This is a genomic window from Sulfurimonas lacustris, from assembly GCF_059705355.1.
The window spans coordinates 1,987,996-2,008,542 of sequence record NZ_AP046125.1 but is presented as its reverse complement, the minus strand read 5'-3'; the positions used below and the strand labels follow the sequence as shown (position 1 = coordinate 2,008,542).

General features: G+C 41.7%; 18 protein-coding genes. 17 read left to right on the top strand and 1 reads right to left on the bottom strand.

Annotated features, from left to right (window positions below):
• Positions 1-3 precede the first annotated feature (3 nt).
• Complete coding sequence (locus AC6H4V_RS10425) at positions 4-651, bottom strand: SIMPL domain-containing protein (protein ID WP_497606780.1); 648 nt, start codon at positions 649-651, stop codon at positions 4-6.
• A gap of 122 nt (positions 652-773) precedes the next feature.
• Between AC6H4V_RS10425 and AC6H4V_RS10420 the strand changes: the two genes are divergently transcribed.
• From AC6H4V_RS10420 to nuoN, 17 genes are all read left to right on the top strand, one after another.
• Positions 774-953: a hypothetical protein gene (locus AC6H4V_RS10420; protein ID WP_497606779.1), complete on the top strand. Its 180-nt coding sequence runs from the start codon at positions 774-776 to the stop codon at positions 951-953.
• Position 954: 1 nt separating this feature from the next.
• On the top strand, positions 955-2,670 hold the full coding sequence (gene olsF / locus AC6H4V_RS10415) for a bifunctional ornithine lipid synthase OlsF (RefSeq protein WP_497606778.1): 1,716 nt from the start codon (positions 955-957) through the stop codon (positions 2,668-2,670).
• Between the two features lie 389 nt (positions 2,671-3,059).
• Positions 3,060-3,449 carry an NAD(P)H-quinone oxidoreductase subunit 3 gene (locus AC6H4V_RS10410; protein ID WP_299857513.1) on the top strand — a complete coding sequence of 130 codons (390 nt, stop codon included), beginning with the start codon at positions 3,060-3,062 and terminating at the stop codon, positions 3,447-3,449.
• A complete protein-coding gene (locus tag AC6H4V_RS10405; RefSeq protein ID WP_299857511.1) occupies positions 3,431-3,940 on the top strand; it encodes a NuoB/complex I 20 kDa subunit family protein in 510 nt (169 codons plus the stop codon). Before AC6H4V_RS10410 ends, AC6H4V_RS10405 begins: the two co-directional genes overlap by 19 nt.
• On the top strand, positions 3,940-4,746 hold the full coding sequence (locus AC6H4V_RS10400) for an NADH-quinone oxidoreductase subunit C (RefSeq protein ID WP_497606777.1): 807 nt from the start codon (positions 3,940-3,942) through the stop codon (positions 4,744-4,746). The genes AC6H4V_RS10405 and AC6H4V_RS10400 overlap by 1 nt, the downstream gene beginning before the upstream one ends.
• A gap of 8 nt (positions 4,747-4,754) precedes the next feature.
• A complete protein-coding gene (nuoD, locus tag AC6H4V_RS10395) occupies positions 4,755-5,993 on the top strand; it encodes an NADH dehydrogenase (quinone) subunit D (RefSeq protein ID WP_497606776.1) in 1,239 nt (412 codons plus the stop codon).
• Positions 5,993-6,214: an NADH-ubiquinone oxidoreductase subunit E family protein gene (locus AC6H4V_RS10390; RefSeq protein ID WP_497606775.1), complete on the top strand. Its 222-nt coding sequence runs from the start codon at positions 5,993-5,995 to the stop codon at positions 6,212-6,214. The genes nuoD and AC6H4V_RS10390 overlap by 1 nt, the downstream gene beginning before the upstream one ends.
• A 13-nt stretch (positions 6,215-6,227) precedes the next feature.
• A complete protein-coding gene (locus AC6H4V_RS10385; RefSeq protein WP_497606774.1) occupies positions 6,228-8,261 on the top strand; it encodes an FAD-dependent oxidoreductase in 2,034 nt (677 codons plus the stop codon).
• Positions 8,262-8,273: 12 nt separating this feature from the next.
• A complete protein-coding gene (locus AC6H4V_RS10380; protein ID WP_497606773.1) occupies positions 8,274-10,517 on the top strand; it encodes an NADH-quinone oxidoreductase subunit G in 2,244 nt (747 codons plus the stop codon).
• A complete protein-coding gene (locus AC6H4V_RS10375; protein WP_497606772.1) occupies positions 10,517-13,003 on the top strand; it encodes an NADH-quinone oxidoreductase subunit G in 2,487 nt (828 codons plus the stop codon). The genes AC6H4V_RS10380 and AC6H4V_RS10375 overlap by 1 nt, the downstream gene beginning before the upstream one ends.
• Before the next feature lie 3 nt (positions 13,004-13,006).
• Positions 13,007-13,993: an NADH-quinone oxidoreductase subunit NuoH gene (nuoH, locus tag AC6H4V_RS10370; protein ID WP_428730184.1), complete on the top strand. Its 987-nt coding sequence runs from the start codon at positions 13,007-13,009 to the stop codon at positions 13,991-13,993.
• A gap of 9 nt (positions 13,994-14,002) precedes the next feature.
• Positions 14,003-14,638, top strand: a complete 636-nt coding sequence (gene nuoI / locus AC6H4V_RS10365) for an NADH-quinone oxidoreductase subunit NuoI (RefSeq protein WP_428730183.1) — start codon at positions 14,003-14,005, stop codon at positions 14,636-14,638.
• A gap of 11 nt (positions 14,639-14,649) precedes the next feature.
• The gene (locus tag AC6H4V_RS10360; RefSeq protein ID WP_428730182.1) at positions 14,650-15,228 is read left to right on the top strand and encodes an NADH-quinone oxidoreductase subunit J; all 579 of its coding nucleotides are present in this window, start codon (positions 14,650-14,652) and stop codon (positions 15,226-15,228) included.
• Entirely contained in the window at positions 15,225-15,533 is a 309-nt protein-coding gene (gene nuoK, locus AC6H4V_RS10355) for an NADH-quinone oxidoreductase subunit NuoK (RefSeq protein WP_428730181.1), read from the top strand. Before AC6H4V_RS10360 ends, nuoK begins: the two co-directional genes overlap by 4 nt.
• 3 nt (positions 15,534-15,536) lie before the next feature.
• The gene (gene nuoL / locus AC6H4V_RS10350; RefSeq protein WP_497606771.1) at positions 15,537-17,459 is read left to right on the top strand and encodes an NADH-quinone oxidoreductase subunit L; all 1,923 of its coding nucleotides are present in this window, start codon (positions 15,537-15,539) and stop codon (positions 17,457-17,459) included.
• 3 nt (positions 17,460-17,462) lie between these two features.
• Positions 17,463-19,019 (top strand): NADH-quinone oxidoreductase subunit M, encoded by a 1,557-nt coding sequence (locus tag AC6H4V_RS10345; protein WP_497606770.1) that lies wholly within the window; start codon positions 17,463-17,465, stop codon positions 19,017-19,019.
• The gene (gene nuoN, locus AC6H4V_RS10340) at positions 19,019-20,527 is read left to right on the top strand and encodes an NADH-quinone oxidoreductase subunit NuoN (protein WP_497606769.1); all 1,509 of its coding nucleotides are present in this window, start codon (positions 19,019-19,021) and stop codon (positions 20,525-20,527) included. The genes AC6H4V_RS10345 and nuoN overlap by 1 nt, the downstream gene beginning before the upstream one ends.
• The last annotated feature ends 20 nt before the right edge of the window (positions 20,528-20,547 follow it).

The following is a 20,547-nucleotide window of genomic DNA, read 5'->3' as shown; positions in this document are numbered from 1 at the left end:
CCTCTACTGACACTCAAAGTCATAAGTAGCGTTGATGCTTATGCGTGTCGGCTCTTTTGTTGGGGTTTCCATGGAACTCTTTGCCATGAGCATCGCTTGTGGTTCATGCATGACAGAGGAGCTTGTGTGAATCTCTACCTTTTTTTCGTGGCACTGGGCGATGTTCTCTTTTTTGAGGATTTGAGCGTACTCTTTGGCGTAGCGGATGGCTTTTAGCTCTAAGCTTGTTTTTGCAATTTTTATATTTTCTTTGTCAACAACCCATTTTATGGGAGCTTGTTGCAGCTCTAGGTTTGTTTGCGTGTCAAAAAATGTTGTGATGTCGTCTATCTCTTCAACTTCTTTAAAACTACATTCAAAATTTGCTCTTCCCACAAAACCCAAAAGCTCTCTTTTGTTTGATTTGTAGTTGTACTCAGGGCTTAGCGTATAACCTCCGCCTTTGCACTGGGGGTGTTGTTTGATGATAGCGATGGCTGGATGGAGCAGCTCTTTTGTCTCTTTTGCGCTCTTCTTTTTGGCGATAAAAGAGAAGTGAAGCTCCATCCTGTCACTCTCTAAGTTCTCTTCAAACGTTTTGTTGACTTTAAGCTCATAAGCAAAACTCGCCGTAGCAAAGAGAGCTAAAAGAAGCAGTATAAAAAATTGCATATAGTTTCTCCTATTTTCAATATTGTATCAAAATATGTAATATTATCGTAACCCATCGGTAATGAATTTGTAACAAACATAGCGCAAAATTTCACATATTTAAAATGCCACGAGGAATTTTTATGGAAACTTTTTTTACGCACGTTTTTACAAGATTGACAAAACACTACAATTTAAAAAAAGAGGAAGCGCAAGAGATGCTCAACGATGAGTGGGCGTATGTGGAGAGTGCTTACGATGATGGCAAGATAAGCCCAGAGGCTGTTGCAAGAGAACTTGTCTGTATCTACATGGTGGCGTAAAATGGCTGTAAGTGTAGAAAACTACTTTAACCATAACTACCCATCTTTTGCAAAGATGCCATCCTTGTTTCGTCATGGTGTTATATCGCTTTTTAAGAGGCTTTTTCATGAAGATGAGATTAATGATGTTTTGAAAAAAAACAGACATCTCGATGCGTTTGATTTTATTGAGTTCGTGCTTGACTACTTTAGCATCGACATCACCATCAACAAAAACCAGCTTCTGAGGATTCCATCTTATGGAAGAGTTGTTATCATTGCAAATCATCCTCTTGGTGCGCTTGATTCGCTCGCACTCTTAAATGTCATCAAAGAGATTCGCAAAGATGTCAAGATAGTGGCTTCAAATTTTTTGAGCGAATTTAAAAACCTTGACTCCATCCTTATCCCCATCGAAAATGTCAAAGGCAAACTCCAAAGAGAGTCCGTTGCGGCTATCTATGATGCGCTTAACAAAGAGCAGGCAGTTATCATATTTCCATCAGGAGAAGTAAGTCGTGCCCGCCCAAATGGCATAAAAGATACAAAATGGAAAAAAGGGTTTCTAACCGTTGCACAAAACACAGAATCCCCCATCTTGCCTATCTTCATAGATGCAAAAAACTCAAAAACATTCTATTTCCTCTCTATGATAAGCAAATCATTGGCGACCGCAACCATCCCGCATGAGATGTTTAAGTACTACAACAAAAACATAGCGTTTCACATCGGCAAAAGTATCCCGTATGAGAGCTACTTTGCACCAAATATCGACATCAATAACAGAGTGAAACTTCTACGCAAACACTTTTACAAGATAGCTAAAAAAGAGAAAGGCATCTTTAAAACATACAACGGCATAGCCCTTGCGCAAAACAGACAAGAACTTGTAAAAGAGCTTGAAAATGCCAAAGAGATTGGCGAGACGACGGATGGCAAAAAGATTTATCTCTACGCAAATGCGGAAGAAAATGTGCTTATCAAGGAGATTGGACGCCTACGGGAGATAAGCTTTCGTCAGGTAAAAGAGGGGAGCGGAAAACAGAGAGATGTCGATGATTTTGACTACTGCTATGAGCATATTATCCTCTGGGATGAGAAAGATTTGGAGATAGTAGGCTCTTACAGGATTGTCAAATCAAGCGAAATGGTCGAGGCGTACGGTGTTGACGGGCTTTACACTTCAACACTTTTTGATTTTAAAGAGGAGTTTGACTCCTATCTTGCCTCTTCCATAGAGCTAGGACGCAGTTTTGTCCAACCCAAATACTGGAACTCAAGAGCGCTTGACTACCTTTGGCAGGGCATCGGGGCGTATCTTCGCATCAACCCTGACATCAAGTACATGTTTGGAGCGGTGAGCATCTCAAATACTTATAGTGATGAGGCAGTAGCGCTTTTGATTTACTTCTATAAAAACTACTTCAGTCCAGAGTACAAAAGCGTTGAGCATCGTGAGAGCTACATTTTGGCGGAGTCGAAAAAAAAGAGGTTTGATGAGCTCTTTTTCAAAAATGATTATGCAAAAGATTTGGTCATTCTCAAGCGTGAACTCTCGCTTATGGGCTATGCCATCCCAACGCTTTATAAGCAGTACAGCGAACTTTGTGAAGAAGGCGGTGTAGAGTTTATCGATTTTGGCAGAGATAAACATTTCGAAAACTGCATCGACGGATTTTTGGTTGTGACTATCGATAAAATCAAAGAGCAAAAACAGAAACGCTACCTACTTAGGTAGAGAGCACGGCACAATGATGCTTTTGCTCAATTTCTTCGTTGAAATTTAGTAAAATTTCGTCATTTACTACAGTAAACTCCTCAATTTGACTGAATTTCGCCTCAAACTTGAACAAAATCCTCTATTGTGCAGTGGTCTCATAGTGTTACAAAATAGCCCTTTATATCGCCTATAAACGTTTCTTTTTTACACATCTACTCTCAATGCTCCTGATAATGTGTAGTATTTCGTAACAGCTATTCTCTCAAATTGCATCAAAAACTTTTATTTAATACTCTTTTTGCTACAATCCACGTAACTGTTTTTTCTAAAAATAAGTAAAAACATTCGAGCCAAACGGCTTATGTTTTTGTGTGTTTGAAAACAATAACAATTAAAAGGTAGGTTATATGGAGCATATGGCGACTTCAAATCCGTATTTTGGGGTATTTGTACTTTTTCTTCTAACGTTTGGTGCGTTTACCATGACAACGATAATTGCCCGTTTGGCAAGTCGTGCATTGGCGGCTAAAAACACTGAAAAAATCAAGCTGTCAGTTTATGAGTGTGGACCTGAGGTCACGAAGCAGCCAAATAGAATTTCCCCGCAATTCTATCTTTTTGCACTGCTTTTTTTACTTTTCGATGTTGAGATAGTCTTTATGTTTCCATGGGCGGTTGATTTCAAGCTACTTGGATGGTTCGGTTTTGCTGAGATGTTAATGTTTATCCTGCTTTTAACTATCGGTTTTGTTTATGCATGGAAAAAAGGAGCGCTAGAATGGCACAACATAAAATAAATTATACACAAAACGGCGGTTTGCCGGTTGCTCTAACGAGTATAGACAAGATTGTAAACTGGGGTCGTTCAAACTCTCTTTGGGCGCTTACTTACGGTCTTGCATGTTGTGGTATCGAGATGATGGCTTCTGGTGCATCACGCTACGACTTTGATAGATTTGGTACTATCTTTAGAGCATCTCCTCGTCAAGCCGATGTTATGATAGTTGCAGGAACTTTGACAAAAAAACATGCTGAGTTTATCAAAAGACTTTATGACCAGATGACAGAGCCAAAATGGGTTATCTCAATGGGTTCGTGCGCAAACACGGGCGGTATGTTTAACACCTATGCAACGGTTCAAGGCGTGGATAGAATCATCCCTGTTGACTTGTATCTCCCAGGTTGTGCGCCTCGTCCTGAGACACTCCAGTACGGCGTTATGCTTCTACAGAAAAAAATCCGTGCAAATCAAGCTTCAAGAGCGCAACAAGCTAAAAGGTTAATGTAATGAGAGCCTATAAACCAAAAGATAATGTACAGAAAAAAGCCTACTACACAGACAGATTTTATGTTGCACCGCAAGTGCCAAAATCCCCTGTAGAGAGTGATGAAGTTTTTGCTCACGACCTAGAAGCCATCAAAGCAAAGTGTGAAGTTCTTGATGCTTACATTCAAGTAGAGCAAATGGTGGTTTATATAAAGCCGGAGGATAACTACAAAGTCTTAGAACTTCTTAGAGATGAGTGTGACTATGTGCAGTTAAGCGAGATGAGTGCGATTGACTGGCTTGCAAAAAGAGGCGAATTTGAAGTTTTTTACCAGATGCTTAGCATGAGCAAAAAAAAGCGCATCCGCATCAAAATGTTTATCAAAAAAGGCGAAGCGGTAAACTCTGTTGAGAAACTTTTCCGCTCTGCTGACTGGTCTGAGCGTGAGATGTTTGACATGTTTGGCATCGAAGCAAACGGACATCCGTTTATGAAGCGTATCCTTATGCCTTACGACTGGCAGGGACATCCGCTTCTTAAAACTTACCCACTTCAAGGCGATGAGTTTGCGGCATGGTATGAAGTTGACAAGATTTACGGCAAAGAGGCAAGAGATATCATCGGACCTGAACTTAGAGATACTGCAAAAGTTGACCGCTATGACAGCGAGAGATTTGCCCGCCTTGGACATGAAGTGCCAAAAGGGACGACGATTACAGGTAATGAGCCTAAGGTAGTTCAAAACTATCAAGAAGAGGGCGGCGTTTTCATGATTAAGAAATTTGACAAAAAAGATTCTGTCGTTATCGACAATCCTCAAAGATAGGGAGTAACATGCAAGTAACAAATAGATTAAACCCGTTTTTTGAAAATATCACTTTTGATAGAGAAGATAATGAGATGATTCTAAACTTCGGTCCTCAGCACCCTTCTGCTCACGGACAGCTTCGTTTGATGCTCCATCTTCAACAAGAGATGATTGTAAAAGCGCATCCAGATATAGGGTATCTTCACCGTGGTATGGAGAAGATGGCTGAAAACATGATTTACAATGAGTTTATGCCGACAACTGACCGTATGGACTACATCGCATCATCTTCAAACAACTATGGTTTCGCACTAGCAGTTGAGAAGCTTATCGGGCTTGAAGTGCCTCGCCGTGCAAAAGTTATCCGTATGATGCTCCTAGAGATTAACCGTCTTATGAGTCACCTTTTCTGGTTGGCAACGACTGCTCTTGACATCGGTGCAATGACGGTTTTCCTTTTTGCATTCCGTGAGAGAGAATACTTGATGGACATCATCGAGGGATATTGTGGAGCTAGACTTACACATGCAGCTATCCGTATTGGTGGAGTTCCATTAGATATTCAAGATACATTTATCGCTCAGTTAAAAACATTCCTAGATAAACTTCCTGCAAATATCAAAGATTATGAAGATTTGCTTGATACAAACCGTATCTGGCTCATGAGAATGGAAGAGGTCGGAACTATCTCAAAAGAGATGGCACTTTCATGGGGCTGTTCGGGACCAATGCTAAGAGCTAGCGGCGTTGCATGGGATATCCGTAAAGAGGAGCCATACGAGCTTTATGATGAAGTAGAGTTTAGAGTTCCTTACTCTGACAAGGGCGATAACTTTGCAAGATACCGTATCTATATGGAAGAGATGAGAGAGTCTGCAAAGATTCTTTACCAAACTATCGACATGTATGAGAAGTGTGTAAAAGACGGACAAACAGAGCTTATGGCACATGCGCCAAAGTATATCTCAGCTCCAAAACTTGACATCATGACACAAAACTACTCTTTGATGCAGCACTTTGTTCTTGTAACGCAAGGTATGAGACCGCCTGTAGGAGAGGTTTATGTAGCGACTGAATCGCCAAAAGGCGAGCTTGGTTTTTACATCAACTCTCAAGGCGGACCATACCCGTACAGACTAAAACTCCGTGCGCCGTCATTTTGGCATACGGGAATCTTAACTGACCTGTTACCAGGACACTACATCCCAGACGTTGTCTCTATTATAGGTACAACAAATATCGTATTTGGAGAGGTTGACCGCTAATGAAAAGATATGATTTAAGACATTTAAAAGATGGTTTTGAACCTCGTATGAGAGAGATTTTATCAGCGCATAAAGCTGGTGAAGTTGCGATTTTCCTTTTTGAAATCGGCGATTTTTCCCCGATTCAAAGATCAGCGGATTTGGTAAAAGAGTGTGGTTATGAGCTTCTTAACTCTTTGAAATTTAACGAAGTCGATTGGACTATCGTTACAAAAAGATAGGTAGGATACAAATTTGGCTAAAGTATATTTTTCTACTTGGAACGGCGAGTTTGTAAACAACATAAACCTGCCAGAGGAAGAGTGGAAAGAATCAGCTTACAATCTGCCCGCACAGTACGACTCTCATCGTACATCCAAAGCTTTTATAGGTTGGGATGGCGTTGCGCTTTTTGATAAAGATGTGGATGTTATCCGTCTGGCGATGGAGTACGCAGCACAGTATCAGGAGTACTCAGAGGCTTGCGGTAGATGCGCACCGGGGCGTTGGGGCGGTCGTATCTTGTATGACCAACTTGACAAAATTGCCCGTGGCGAGGGAAGCAAAGCTGATTTAGACCATTTAAAAGAGATTGGCAAGAGTATGCAAATCACTTCAAAATGTGAGATTGGAAAGACTGTTCCAAACCCTATCCTTGATATTATGGAACATTTTGAAGAGACATTTTTAGAGTGCATCAATGAGCAAAAACCATCTGTTCACTATGGCGAATCTATCGCATACATTGCAAAGATTACTGCACCATGTACAGATGCCTGTCCTTCTCATGTCGATATTCCTGCCTACATCGAGGGTGTAAGAGACCTTAGAATGGATGACTCTTTGATGGCGACTCGCCAAACTATGCCACTAGCGCATGTTTGCGGTCGTGTCTGTCCGCATCCATGTGAAGATGCATGTCGCAGAACAAACCTTGATGAGCCGATTTCTATCATGTCGCTTAAACGCCTTGGTGCAGATTGGGAAACAGACCATGGGTATGACTTTTTTCATCCACTTGAGAAAAAACCGAGTAACGGTAAAAGAGTTGCGGTTATCGGAGCAGGTCCGGCAGGGCTTACTACTGCTTACTACCTCGCAGCTGAGGGTGTAGAGGTAGATGTTTATGAAGAGCTTCCGGTACTTGGCGGTGAAGTTGCGGTAGGTGTTCCAGAGTACAGGATGCCTATAGGCAAATACAACAAAGATATCGAATGTGTTAAAGATATGGGTGTGAACTTTATAGTAAACTCCAAAATCAATGCAGACGACATGAGACGCTTTGAAAACGAGTACGATGCTACTATGGTTGCAACGGGAACAAGAATCTCTAAAAAAGTTTACTGTAACAACGAAAGAGCGGATATAAAAGGGTATTGGGGTGCGATAGACTTTTTAGATAAAGTAAATCTTTATGAGAAATACGGTTATAAAATCTCAAAAGAGGAACAAGAGAAAAACCTCTTAACCACTGACTATGTTGACTTAACGGGCAAAGTAGTTGTATGTGTCGGGGGCGGATTTACCTCTATGGACGTTGTGCGTTGTGCCATCAGAGCAAATGCGAAAAAAGTCTATATGATTTACCGTAGAGATGAGAAAACCATCATCAAAAATACTACTTATGAAGAGTACCATGAAGCAGTAGAAGAGGGTGTAGAGTTTCTTTTTCACTCCGCTGTTGCAGAGATGGTTGATGAAGAAAATATCTTAAAATCTCTTTTGATTGATAAGTTTGAGCTAGTTCCAGATCCAAACGGCGGAAGAGCAGAACTTGTCAAAGTTGAGGGCGCATCTTATGTTATAGAGGCGGATTATCTTATCCCTGCTGTTTCACAGTCTGCTGATTTGAAACTTCTGCCCGAAGAGTGGGAGATTGAAAAGACTTCATGGGCTACTATAAAAACAAACGGTAAAGACTATATGACATCTCGCAAAGGCATCTTTGCTTCAGGGGATTGTGAGTATGGTCCTATGACTATCGTAAATGCGGTTGGACAGGCAAAAAGAGCGGCTTCGGTTATGGGCAGATATGTACAAACAGGGGAAATTACTCTCACTGATGAGGAGATTATGGAAGATCACCTCAAAAAACTCCGTGTATATGATAAAAAAGAGAAGATTACGGGCTGGCTCAAAGGCGTGCCGAGACAGCATAGCCAAGTTCTTGAAGTTGAAGATAGAAAGTACAACAACAAAGAGGTAAACTTAGGCTTTACGCAAGAAGAGGCTATGAGTGAAGCAGAGAGATGCATGCGTTGTTACTATATAGCTATGGTGCAGGCGTAGAGGATGGGAGATATGAATAAATTGATTAATTTTAAAATTGACGGTATCTCTGTAGAAGCACAAAAGGGCGAGACTATTTTAACCGTGGCTCGCAAAAACGGCATTTATATCCCGACTATGTGTTATATCTCAAAAACTTCGCCGTGTGCGTCATGCCGTATGTGTGTCGTTGAGGCAAGCGGTATGGATGGTTTTGTACTTAGCTGTAACACGCCTCCTGTTGAGGGTGTAGAGATAACTACAAACTCTGATGCGCTAAACCATGAGCGAACAAACATCATGAAGCTTTACGATGTAAATCATCCGTTGGAGTGCGGTGTTTGTGACAAATCCGGAGAGTGTGACCTTCAAAACAAAACTTTGGAGTTCAATGTATCACGCCAGCACTTTAGCGCAAAAGACCAGTTGCGACCTCTCAAAGAGTGGGGGCTTATCAACTATGAACCGTCTCTTTGTATATTATGCGAAAAGTGTGTGCATGTCTGTAATGAGGTTATCGGCGATGACGCAATCGAGGTAAAATTCGGCGGATACAGCTCAACCATCATTCCAAAAAACAGCGAAACACTTGATTGTACTTTCTGTGGAGAGTGTATCGCAGTTTGCCCTGTCGGTGCGCTTACAAGCAGCAGTTTCCGTTACAGAGCAAATGCATGGGAGCTTGAAAAAATCCCTGCTACATGCGCTCACTGCTCAGGCGGATGTCCGCTTGAGTATGAAACAAGACACAGCTCCATTAACGGTGCTGATGAGATATTTAGAGTGAAAAACAACTTTGAGTTTAGTACACTTTGCGGTGCGGGAAGATTTGGTTTTGACTTTGACAACAAAGCGCAGAGAGATGAAGCGGCGTTTGCAAAAGCTATAGAAGCACTTAAAGGTGCAAAAGCTATAAGATTTTCTTCTATGATAACAAATGAAGAGGCGTACATCTTAGAGCTTTTAAAAGAGAAGTTGGGCGTAAAACTCTTCAATGAAGATGCAAGAAAATTTGCAGAGTTTATGAAGTCTTACAGCTCCATAAGCGGCAAACTCCACCATAGCGGCTCACTTGATGCCATCAGACGCTCTGATGCAGTTGTTGTTATAGGTAGCAGAATCGCAACTGACAATCCTGCCGTGCGCTATGCACTCACAACTGCTTCAAAGCATAACGGTGCAAAAATCCTCTATGCACATCCGCTTGAAGATATACTGATGCAAAATGTTATCACGCAGATGATGAAGCATGAAGTCGGTACTGAAGAGGGTGTTTTGGCACTTTTGGCAGATGTGATTCTCAAAGATGCCGATTTGCCGCAAGAGGATAGAGCATTTTTTGATGCACTTGACTTTGGCTATCTCTATGCTGAAACAAATATCGGAGAAGAGGAGTTTGAGCTTATGATGCGCTCTTTTGCAAGAGCGACAAAACGCACGCTTGTTATAGGAGGCGACCTTATGGCGCATCCAAGAGCGTCAAACATCGCAAAACTTGCAGCATTGATTGAAAAATATAGTGATTTTTCTTTGGTAGTTGTTCCTCGTGAAGTCAACACTCTGGGCGTATCGCTTATCAACTCTTTAGATGTGGATGAAGATATCGCTGATGTTGTGGGTTACAATGCAAAAGGTTCGTTTGTCATCTCTTCACTAGAGGGTGCAAATCTGGCTTCTCCTGCTCTTAACCAGCAAGAGGGGACTTTTGTAAGCATCGACAACCAACTGCTTCCGACAAATGTCGCACTTGCGTTTGAGGGATACACGCTTAACGACCTTGCAAATGCTCTTGGCATAGCGCAGGAGCAGACTATAGACTACACGCCAAAACTCCCTGTGAGTGCAGGATTTAAGGGCGTTGCGTTTGATGATTTGCAAAATTTCCTCTCACCGCTTGGCGAAGACAGACGAGGATACATCCTAGATGAGGTTGCATGCGTGGCGGATGGCGAGGTTGAAGAGCTTGATGATATGCCGGAGTTTAACGGAACTATCATCTATCAGTGTGACCCAGTTTTACAGTTTAATAGCTATACGCAAAAAGCAGAGCAGCTTCCAAAAGAGAGCTTCTTGAGAGGTTCTGCACAATTCGCAGTTGCGGCAAAGATAAATGACGGCGATATGGTAGAGATTAGCTTTGGAGCAACCAAAATCCAAAGAGAGTTTAAGCTAGATAGTGACCTAAAAGGAACTATCGCATTAAATCCTACTTTTGACATAAGCATAGATGCCAGCAGATATAGATTTGAAAAATCCAAAATAGTGAGAGTGGTTTAATGAGTAAAATTACTATAAACATTGATGGAAAAGAGATAGAGACGCAAGAGGGCGAGTACATACTCAATGCCGCTCGTGCCAACAATATCTTTATCCCGGCGATTTGTTATCTGACTAGATGCAGTCCGACACTTGCATGTCGTCTGTGTCTTGTAGAGGCGGATGGCAAGCAGGTTTATGCGTGTAATGCAAAATCTAAAGAGGGGATGAGCGTTGTAACCTCTACTGAAAATATTGCTAAAGAGCGCAGAGCAATCATGGAAGTTTACGACGTTAACCATCCGCTTGAGTGTGGTGTTTGTGACCAGTCAGGCGAGTGTGAACTGCAAAACTACACTTTAGAGATGGGCGTGGATCAGCAGCACTATGCTATCAAAGATGTAAACAGAAAAGATAAAGATTGGGGACACATCCACTATAACCCGGGACTTTGTATCGTTTGTGAGCGTTGTGTTACTGCTTGTAAAGATATGATTGGCGACAACGCACTCAAAACTGTGGCTCGTGGGGCAGATGCGATAGAGGCAGAGTTTAAAGATACTATGCCAAAAGATGCTTATGCGATGTGGAATAAGCTCAACAAATCTCTTATCGGCTTAACAAGCGGCGAAGAGATGCTTGATTGTACAAGTTGCGGCGAGTGTGCGGCGGTTTGTCCTGTCGGTGCGCTTGTGGATACTCACTTTACCTACACATCAAACGCTTGGGAGCTTAAGCAGATTCCTGCAACTTGCGGACACTGTAGTGCGGGATGCCAAATCTCTTACGATGTGAAGCATACAAGCATTGACAATACTGACGAGAAGATTTACCGTGTCATGAATGAGTGGAACTATGTATCTCTTTGCGGTGCGGGACGCTATGGATTTGACTATCAAAACAAAGTAGCATCAAAAGATGAAATGGCGTTTGCAAAAGCTCTCGAAGCATTTAAAAAAGCAGATACCATAAAGTTTACTTCAACTATCACAAACGAAGAGGCGTATCTGCTCCAATCTTTAAAAGAGAAGTTTGGCTACAAACTTGTAAACAACGAAGCAAAAGCATTCCAGACATTTTTAAATAACTATAGCGAGATTAGCGGCAAGAAGCTTTACGGTTATGACCTTGAAGCAACGCACAATGCAAACTTTGTTATCTCTGTGGGTGCGGCTCTTAAGAGTGACAACCCAAATGCACGCTATGCGCTTAACAACTCTATGACTGTAAACAAGGGTGCAGGTTTATACTTCCATCCTTTAAAAGACCCAGTAATAGAGGGACTTGGCAAAAGTATCATGACTATGTACCACGCTCCGCTTCAAGAGGAAGTTGTGCTTTATCTTATTCTTGACCTTTTTGCAGACAAAACAAAACTTCCAAAAGAGGTTGCAGAGTACCTTGCATCATTTCACGCAACAAAAACCGTAACGGTTGAAGAGACTATCAAAGAAGAGATTACTGAGATAGTAAAAGTGATGAAAAAGAACGAAGAGACGGGCGAAGAGGAAGAGGTAGAAGAAGAGAAGAAAAAGATGGTTCCTAAGAAAATCACAAAAGAGGTAGAGGTTGATGACAACCGCCTTTTAGCGATTTTAGGAGCAGATGAGAAGTTTATGGAAGAGCTAGAGAAAAACTTAGCGAAAAAAGATAGTTTTGTCCTTATGGCAGGAGCAGATCTCTATACACATCCAAACGCTAAAAATCTGGCTCGTCTCTTGGCTCTCATAGAAAAATACAGCGCATTTGAGCTTGTTATGATTCCAAATCTTACAAATACACTTGGTGTTTCACTTATCTGTGAGCTTGATGACGCAATGGGTCTTCATACAGTTGGCTACAACATAAAAGGCGATTTTACACTCTCAGCTCTGGGAGACGGAGAGCTTGATATGCCTGCTATCAATCAGCAAGAGGGAACACTTACGAGTATAAACAAGAGAGTAAACCCGACTAACGCAGCGATTGGTTATAACGGATATGAACTTAACGATATCGCAAATGCACTTGGACTAAGAGCAGAACATGTTATCGAATATACAAAGATGCTTCCAACGCAAAATGGGTTTAAGGCTGAGGAATTTGACAGCCTGCCAAACCACTATGAAAATGACGGAACAGAGTGCCGTGGCTATCTGCTTGAAAATGTAGCAGTTGCAACGAGCGGCGATGAGAGTGTTGAGAAGTTTGGCGATGAAAAACTCGAAGGTACGCTTATCTATATGGCAAATCCGGTTAGACAATTTACTCCATTTACCTATAAATGCAGCAATTTGGATGAGGTAAGCGGTATCTATATGAGTGAAGAGTTCCTCGCCAAATCTGATTTTAATGAAGGAGACATCGTGAAAGTGAAAAGTGCAAGCGGTGAGCTTGTGGCAAGTATTGTAAGTGACAACAAAATAAGCGGTGATATCATAGTTCTGCCGACATTTGATGCAAAATTAAACTCAGAGGCACTGTTTAGCTCCTACCGCTTTGCAACAGCTTCGATTGAAAAGGTGTAATATATGGAAATGGCATATTTTATAGAGACGATAATTAAAATCGTCGTAATTTTACTTATCTTCTCAGCACTTGCTGGGATTGGAACTTACTTTGAGAGAAAAGTTCTTGCATTTATGCAGCGTCGTCTTGGACCTGTGAATGTTGGACCTTTTGGACTATTGCAAGTTGCGGCAGATGGTATCAAGCTCTTTACAAAAGAGGATATTGTCCCAACTAACGTCGTGGGCACTATCTTTAAAATAGCACCCGTCATTACTGCAGCGACTGCTTTTATGGCGGCAGCGGCTATACCGTTCTTGCCCTCTTTTACCATCTTTGGTTATGAGGTACATCCAATCGTTGCGGATATCAACATCGGTATCCTCTACATCCTTGGAATCATGGGTGTTGGTCTTTACGGACCACTTCTTGGCGGTATGGCATCGGCAAACAAGTTCTCGCTTCTCTCTGCTGCAAGGGGTGCGGCTGTCTTTATCTCCTATGAGGTTATCACGGGCTTGTCTATTCTAGCACCTATTATGATGGTTGGTTCACTCTCTTTGATTGACTTTAACGAGTATCAATCAGGCGGAATTACAAGCTGGATTGTCTGGTCTCAGCCGGTTGCGTTTATCCTCTTTTGGATAGCGGCGTTTGCAGAAACTGGTAGAACACCGTTTCACCTTATCGCAAATGACCATGAGATTATTGACGGATTTGGAACAGAGTATTCGGGTATGAGATGGGGACTTTTCTTCATCGGTGAGTATGCAAATATGTTCTTTATCTCTTTTGTTATCTCTATCCTTTTCTTAGGCGGATATGGAGACGGAAGCTTTTTAGGCGCACTTGGACTTCTTGGTAAAGTTGCATTTTTCTTCTTCTTCTTCTTGTGGACAAGAGCGGCTTGGCCGGATGTTAGACCTGACCAGTTGATGTGGTTATGTTGGAAAGTTTTAATGCCAATTGCGGTGATAAACATAGTTATCACCGGTATTGTGATGATGTAAGGGGTGAGCATGCATAACGAACATATTGAAGAACATTTTAGCAGCAGAAATGTAGTGGAGATGCCTAGTGACTACTACATGGTTGCTATTGATGACTATCCAAAAGATGGATGGGGCAAGTTTAAAAGAGCAGCAAAAAGAGCAGTCAAAGGCGAACTTTTTGTAGGTTTATGGGTAGTAATGAGAGAGATGATTCGCTTTGATATCCATACGGTACAGTATCCGATGGAGAAGATGCCAATTGGTCCAAGATATAGAGCGGTTCATGAGATGAAGCGTCTTTGGGAGTCTGATACTGAGAGATGTATCGGATGCGGACTTTGTGAGAAGATTTGTATCTCCAACTGTATCAGAATCGACACAAAAATCGATGAGAACTCTCGTAAAGAGGTTTCAGAGTATAGCATCAACTTAGGTCGCTGTATCTTTTGTGGTTACTGTGCAGAGGTTTGTCCAGAACTTGCTATCACACATGGCGGCGAGTATGAAAATGCGAGTGACCAAAGAGAGCACTTCTTGACTTTTCAAGATATGTTAACTCCGCTTGATACCATGAAAGCGGGAGCGCAAAGAGAGTTTGAAGGCTTTGGCGCAATTACACCACATGAAGACGAGCGTGTTAAAAAAACACCTCTAGCATATTAAGGAGTTTGGTTATGTTTGAAGCAATTGCATTTTACCTGTTCGCTTTTTTAACAATCGCAATGTTTTACGTAGCGGTAACAACGTCTCAAGCGTTGTATGCCCTATCGGCACTTGCGGCAGGAATGATTTTTATATCGGCATTCTTCTTTATTTTGGGTGCTGACTTTTTAGGTGCGGTTCAAATCGTCGTTTACTCCGGTGCCGTTATGGCTCTTTATGCTTTTGGTATGATGTTTTTTGACACAACAAGAGAGGTTAAGGAAAAACAGGGGAACAAAGCTATTATCATCGGATTAAGTACGCTTGCTGCTCTTATGGTTGTAGTTATCGTTGCGGCACCGATTGTTGGTAACAATATCGAAGCACTCTATCCGTCAGTTGACGCCACAAAAAATGTTCAAGAAGTAGGTATGGTTCTTTTTACTAAGTATCTTGTTCCTTTTGAGGTTGCGGCGGTTATGCTTCTAGTAGCGATGATTGCAGGAATCGTTCTTGCAGGCAAAAAGATGGATCTCTCCGTTACATTGATGAATGAGGCTGAGATAATGATGATGAAAGAAGAAGATAAAAACAAAAAGGCTCACTCATGATGGAAATAGGATTACACCACTATCTTGTACTCTCAACTATCCTTTTTGCTATTGGATTGATGGGTGTTATGAGAAGAAAAAACTTGCTTATGCTGTTTTTTGCAACGGAGATACTCTTAAATGCGGTAAATATCTCTTTTGCTGCAATTTCACACTATTATGGCGATTTAACAGGTCAGATGTTTGCGTTTTTTGTTATCGCAATCGCTGCATCAGAGGTTGCCGTTGGTCTTGGACTTTTGATTGTGTGGCATAAAAAACATAACAATATTGACCTTGACAATATGTCAACGATGAGGGGGTAAGGGATGGAACTCTTTTTATATACCGCACTTTTTGCACCGCTTGTGGGCTCTTTGTTTGCAGCACTTTTTGGTGCATCGAAAAAGACGAAGATAGCGGGAATCGTACCGAGTGCTCTTCTTGGTGTCTCTTTACTAAGTAGTTTTATTTTGCTTCTGCTTGTCTTTATGACAGGACGCACTATTCATGTTGAGATGATGACATGGATGGCAACGGGAGACCTTTACATTCCGTTTGGTTTTGTAGTGGATCAGGTGAGCGTTGTGATGATGATGGTTGTAACACTTGTTTCAACTGTTGTACACGTCTATGCTATCGGATATATGGATCACGACAAAGGGTTTAACAGATTTTTCTCTTACCTCTCTGCTTTCGTTTTCTCTATGATGATACTTGTTATGAGTGATAACTTCGCAGGTCTTTTCATCGGTTGGGAGGGCGTTGGTCTTTGTTCATGGCTACTAATTGGCTTCTGGTACCACAAAGAGAGCGCATCTTGGGCGGCTAATGAAGCGTTTATCATGAACCGTATCGCCGACCTTGGTATGCTTATCGGTATCTTTTTGGTTTACTGGAATACAGGAACTCTTCAATATACAGAGGCTTTTGCGGCAATGCCATCTTTAGAAACAGATGTATTGACTTGGATGGGAATCTTCCTTTTCATCGGTGCGATGGGTAAATCGGCTCAATTTCCGCTTCACACATGGCTAGCAGATGCGATGGAAGGTCCAACTCCAGTTTCGGCTCTTATCCACGCGGCTACGATGGTAACAGCGGGTGTTTATCTCGTTGTTCGTGCAAACCCTCTTTATGAGTTGATCCCTGCTGTTGGGCTATTTATCGCTTCTCTTGGCGCATTTGTGGCACTTTTTGCGGCATCTATGGCACTTGTAAACCGTGATATGAAAAGAGTTATCGCATACTCAACGCTCTCTCAGCTTGGCTATATGTTTGCCGCAGCCGGTCTTGGCGCATACTGGGTTGCACTTTTCCATCTTATGGCACACGCTTTCTTTAAAGCACTTCTCTTCTTGGGTGCAGGAAATGTTATGCACGCTATGCACGATGAGCTTGACCCGTTTAAAATGGGTGGTCTTAGCAAGGTAATGAAGGGTACATTTTTGATGATGACTATCGCTTCTGTTGCACTTGCTGGTATCTTTCCTTTAGCGGGCTTCTTCTCAAAAGATTTGATTTTAGAGGTTGCTTTTGTTGAGCATCACTTTATCATTTATACAGTGCTTCTTCTTACGGCAGGTTTGACGGCGTTTTACTCATTTAGACTTGTTGCACTCATCTTCCACGGTGAAGACAGATACAAGCATTTTGGTATCCATCCGCATGAAGCATACAAGTTTATGCTTGTTGCTATGAGTCCGCTCCTTGTTTTGGCAGTTATCGCCGGAGCATTTAAGATGGGTTACTTTGGTATGGTTACAGAGTTGCTTCCTGCAACAGAGTATCATGTTCACTCGGCAGCGACTTACTGGATTATGACTATCGGTACACAGCTTTTTGTTATGGGAGCGATTGCTTATGCGTATAAAAAATATACAAGCAAAGATATAAAAGTACCGGATGGCACTTCAAAAATGGAAAACAGCTTTGGATACAAACTGCTTATCAACCAGTACTACATTCCATACTTCTATGAGAACTATATCGTTAAAGCTTATAGAGAACTCTCTGAGGTATTTTGGACGAAGATTGATCAAAAAGTTGTGGATGCTACGGTTGATGGTATTGCAAATGTCTTTTACCAAACAGGTGAGAAGACAAGGGTTATGCAAAGCGGTAACCTCTCGACGATGCTTAAATGGATGGTGGCAGGAACTGTTGCTTTATTATCACTGGCTGTAGTGTTTGGACTTGCGGCAAGATATTCTGGAGAAATTAAGACATTTCTCTCAGGTTTAGGAGTTTAATAGATGTTGGATCATATCTTATCGATTTTAATTTTCTTCCCAGCACTCGCAGGTGTTCTTGGGTTTGTGGTCAATAAAAACAGCATTCGCTCTTATGGCGTTGCTGTGGCTACTATTGAGTTTGTCTTAGCGCTATGGCTATGGTTTGTATTTGACGCAAATGCATCGGGTATGCAGTTTATGGAGCAAATCGCACTTGTACCTACTTTTGGTATCAACTATATCGTGGGTGTGGATGGTATCTCGCTCTTTATCATCATTTTGGCGGCGTTTTTTACTATGATAGGTATCGCTTCACTTGGTGAGACAAAAGATATTAAAAACATGATTATCACGCTTCTGTTTTTACAGATGACGATGGTAGGTGTTTTTGCGGCACTTGATGCTATCGTCTTTTATCTTTTCTGGGAACTCTCACTTGTACCGATGCTCTACATTATCGGTGCATGGGGTGGACCACTTCGCATCTATGCGTCTGTAAAGTTCTTCCTCTATACCTTTGCAGGATCACTTGTGATGCTTGTGGGTATGCTTTTTATGGCGTACTTCTACTATCAGGCAACGGGAGAGTGGAGTTTCGCACTTCTTGATTGGTACCGTCTGATTTTGCCGGAATCTTTCCAGCTTTGGTTATTTGCGGCATTTTTTATGGGTTTTGCTATCAAAGTTCCTATGTTTCCGTTTCATACATGGTTGCCATACGCTCACGGACAAGCTCCGACTATCGGTTCGGTTATCCTTGCGGCGATTCTCTTGAAAATGGGAACTTATGCGTTTATCCGTTTTTCATTACCGCTCTTTCCGGATGCGTCGGTTTACTTTATGTATCCGATTGCAGTCTTAGCTATCATCATGATTATCTATACAGCGATGGTTGCTTATGCACAAAAAGATATTAAACAAGTCGTTGCATACTCTTCTGTTTCACATATGGGTGTCATCATCCTTGGAACGTTTGCTCTTAACGTGGAGGGGATTACAGGTTCTATCTTTCTTATGATAGCGCACGGTGTCGTCTCCGGCGCACTCTTCTTTCTTGTTGGGGTTATCTACGATAGAAGACATACAAAGTATATGAGTGAGTTTGGCGGATTAGCTTCTGTTATGCCTCGCTATGCAACTATCTTTGGCGTTATGTTGATGGCTTCTGTGGGACTTCCACTTACTATCAACTTTGTAGGAGAGTTTTTAAGCCTTCTTGGTTTTTATAAGCAGTCTCATATACTTACACTTCTTGCAGGAACTGCTATTATCGTAGGGGCTATTTATATGCTTGCGGCATATAAAAAGATGTTCTTTGGTGTAGTAACAAAAGAGGAGAACAGAAATCTTCCTGATGTAAACAAAAGAGAGCTTCTTGCCCTTATCCCGCTTACAATCATTACTATCTGGCTTGGAATCTATCCAAAACCACTTTTAGGACCTATCAACACAAGCGTTGAAGCGGTTGTTTCTCTTATGCATGAAAAGGCTTTAAGTGAAGAGGCAAAGCAGAGAATCCCGAGTGTCTCTAAAGATATGGCACTACTTACAAAACCAAAAGGGGAGGAGGCACACTAATGTTATCACCAGCAAATATCTCAATTGAGTCATTAAATCTAATCACTCTTGTACCGATGCTTATCCCAATCATTGGTGCGCTTTTGATTATCGTTATAGACCTCTTTAAAAGTGAGCAAGACCGCTCACTTTACGTTATGCTCAGCCTTCTTATTTTGGGAGTTGACTTTGTAGCGTTGATGGATTCGGCAGGCGTGTTTGTTAGCAATGGAACAGTAATGGGCGTTTTTGATGTGATGCTTATCGACGGTTTAGCGATTTTGTCGCAGTTTATCGTTGTAGGTGCTTCTATGCTCTTTATCCCTCTGGCACTTACGCATAAAAGATTCCATGAGTTTACATACCCTGAGTTCTTTGCACTCTTCTTGTTTATGATTGCAGGATTCCAGTTTATGGTGGCAACGGACAATCTTATCCTTATCTTTGTAGGACTTGAGACAGCTTCACTTGCACTTTATACGCTTATCGCAATGCATAACCGTGACAAATCATTTGAAGCGGCAGTTAAGTACTTTACAATGGGCGCTCTTGCGGCAGGATTTTTTAGTTTTGGTTCGATGGTATTTTATGCACTTACGGGTTCTGTTGAGATTAACCAGATAGCAGCTGTTCTTGAAGCAAACAACTACGCAGACATCGGATTTGTTCTTGTCGGTGTTGTTTTCTTACTTGCTTCATTTGGCTTCAAACTCTCTATGGTTCCGTTTCATACATGGACACCAGATGTTTATGAAGGCTCATCAGCGGCACTTGCAGGATACATGTCTATCGTTCCAAAGATAGCAGCATTTGTTGTTGCGATGAGAATCTTTGAGTTCCTTATCCATAGCGGTGTTGTTTGGTTGGAAATTATCCTCTATGCAAGCGTTGTTATTACTATGACGATGGCAAACGTCTGGGCATTAGTGCAAACAGACGTAAAGAGAATGCTCGCATACAGCTCTATCTCGCATGCAGGTTTTGTAATGGCGGCTATTTTGATTGGTACAACACAGTCAAACAGCGCACTTTTCCTCTACTGGATACTCTTTAGCTTTACAAATCTCGGCTCATTCTCTATGCTTTGGATAAGCCGTCAGAAAAATCTTCCTGCACATCAGCAGTCAGACCATAGCTACAACAAATTTGCAGGGATGATCAAAACTGCACCAGTAGCTGCAACGATTATGGCGCTCTTTATGCTCAGCCTTGCAGGTCTTCCGCCTTTTGGTCTGTTCTGGGGGAAAATGTATATGATAAGTTCAGCTGTAACAGGCGGTTATACGGTTTTAGCACTCATCATGGCGCTTAACTCTGCAATAGCAGGGTACTACTACCTCAAGCTTATCGTTTACATGTTTATGAAAGACCCGATTGTAGAAAATGGCGGTCATGTTTACAGTGCAAATGCAACACTTTCACTCAAAACTATTATCGGAATTGCTGCAATAGGAACTATTTTTGCTTTTGTTGCGGTAAATCAGTTACTAGAATTTATTACTGCATTTGTCTATAATAGCGGGTATTAACAAGTAAAAAATATTACTGA

Bases quoted from the DNA above. Each gene is read 5' to 3' on its own strand.
- AC6H4V_RS10380 (WP_497606773.1), top strand. From the start codon at position 8,274: ATGAATAAATTGATTAATTTTAAAATTGACGGTATCTCTGTAGAAGCA.
- nuoI (WP_428730183.1), top strand. From the start codon at position 14,003: ATGCATAACGAACATATTGAAGAACATTTTAGCAGCAGAAATGTAGTG.
- AC6H4V_RS10360 (WP_428730182.1), top strand. From the start codon at position 14,650: ATGTTTGAAGCAATTGCATTTTACCTGTTCGCTTTTTTAACAATCGCA.
- AC6H4V_RS10420 (WP_497606779.1), top strand. From the start codon at position 774: ATGGAAACTTTTTTTACGCACGTTTTTACAAGATTGACAAAACACTAC.
- AC6H4V_RS10405 (WP_299857511.1), top strand. From the start codon at position 3,431: ATGGCACAACATAAAATAAATTATACACAAAACGGCGGTTTGCCGGTT.
- nuoH (WP_428730184.1), top strand. From the start codon at position 13,007: ATGGAAATGGCATATTTTATAGAGACGATAATTAAAATCGTCGTAATT.
- AC6H4V_RS10425 (WP_497606780.1), bottom strand. From the start codon at position 651: ATGCAATTTTTTATACTGCTTCTTTTAGCTCTCTTTGCTACGGCGAGT.
- AC6H4V_RS10345 (WP_497606770.1), top strand. From the start codon at position 17,463: ATGTTGGATCATATCTTATCGATTTTAATTTTCTTCCCAGCACTCGCA.
- AC6H4V_RS10390 (WP_497606775.1), top strand. From the start codon at position 5,993: ATGAAAAGATATGATTTAAGACATTTAAAAGATGGTTTTGAACCTCGT.
- nuoK (WP_428730181.1), top strand. From the start codon at position 15,225: ATGATGGAAATAGGATTACACCACTATCTTGTACTCTCAACTATCCTT.
- AC6H4V_RS10375 (WP_497606772.1), top strand. From the start codon at position 10,517: ATGAGTAAAATTACTATAAACATTGATGGAAAAGAGATAGAGACGCAA.
- nuoL (WP_497606771.1), top strand. From the start codon at position 15,537: ATGGAACTCTTTTTATATACCGCACTTTTTGCACCGCTTGTGGGCTCT.
- AC6H4V_RS10400 (WP_497606777.1), top strand. From the start codon at position 3,940: ATGAGAGCCTATAAACCAAAAGATAATGTACAGAAAAAAGCCTACTAC.
- nuoN (WP_497606769.1), top strand. From the start codon at position 19,019: ATGTTATCACCAGCAAATATCTCAATTGAGTCATTAAATCTAATCACT.
- AC6H4V_RS10410 (WP_299857513.1), top strand. From the start codon at position 3,060: ATGGAGCATATGGCGACTTCAAATCCGTATTTTGGGGTATTTGTACTT.
- nuoD (WP_497606776.1), top strand. From the start codon at position 4,755: ATGCAAGTAACAAATAGATTAAACCCGTTTTTTGAAAATATCACTTTT.
- olsF (WP_497606778.1), top strand. From the start codon at position 955: ATGGCTGTAAGTGTAGAAAACTACTTTAACCATAACTACCCATCTTTT.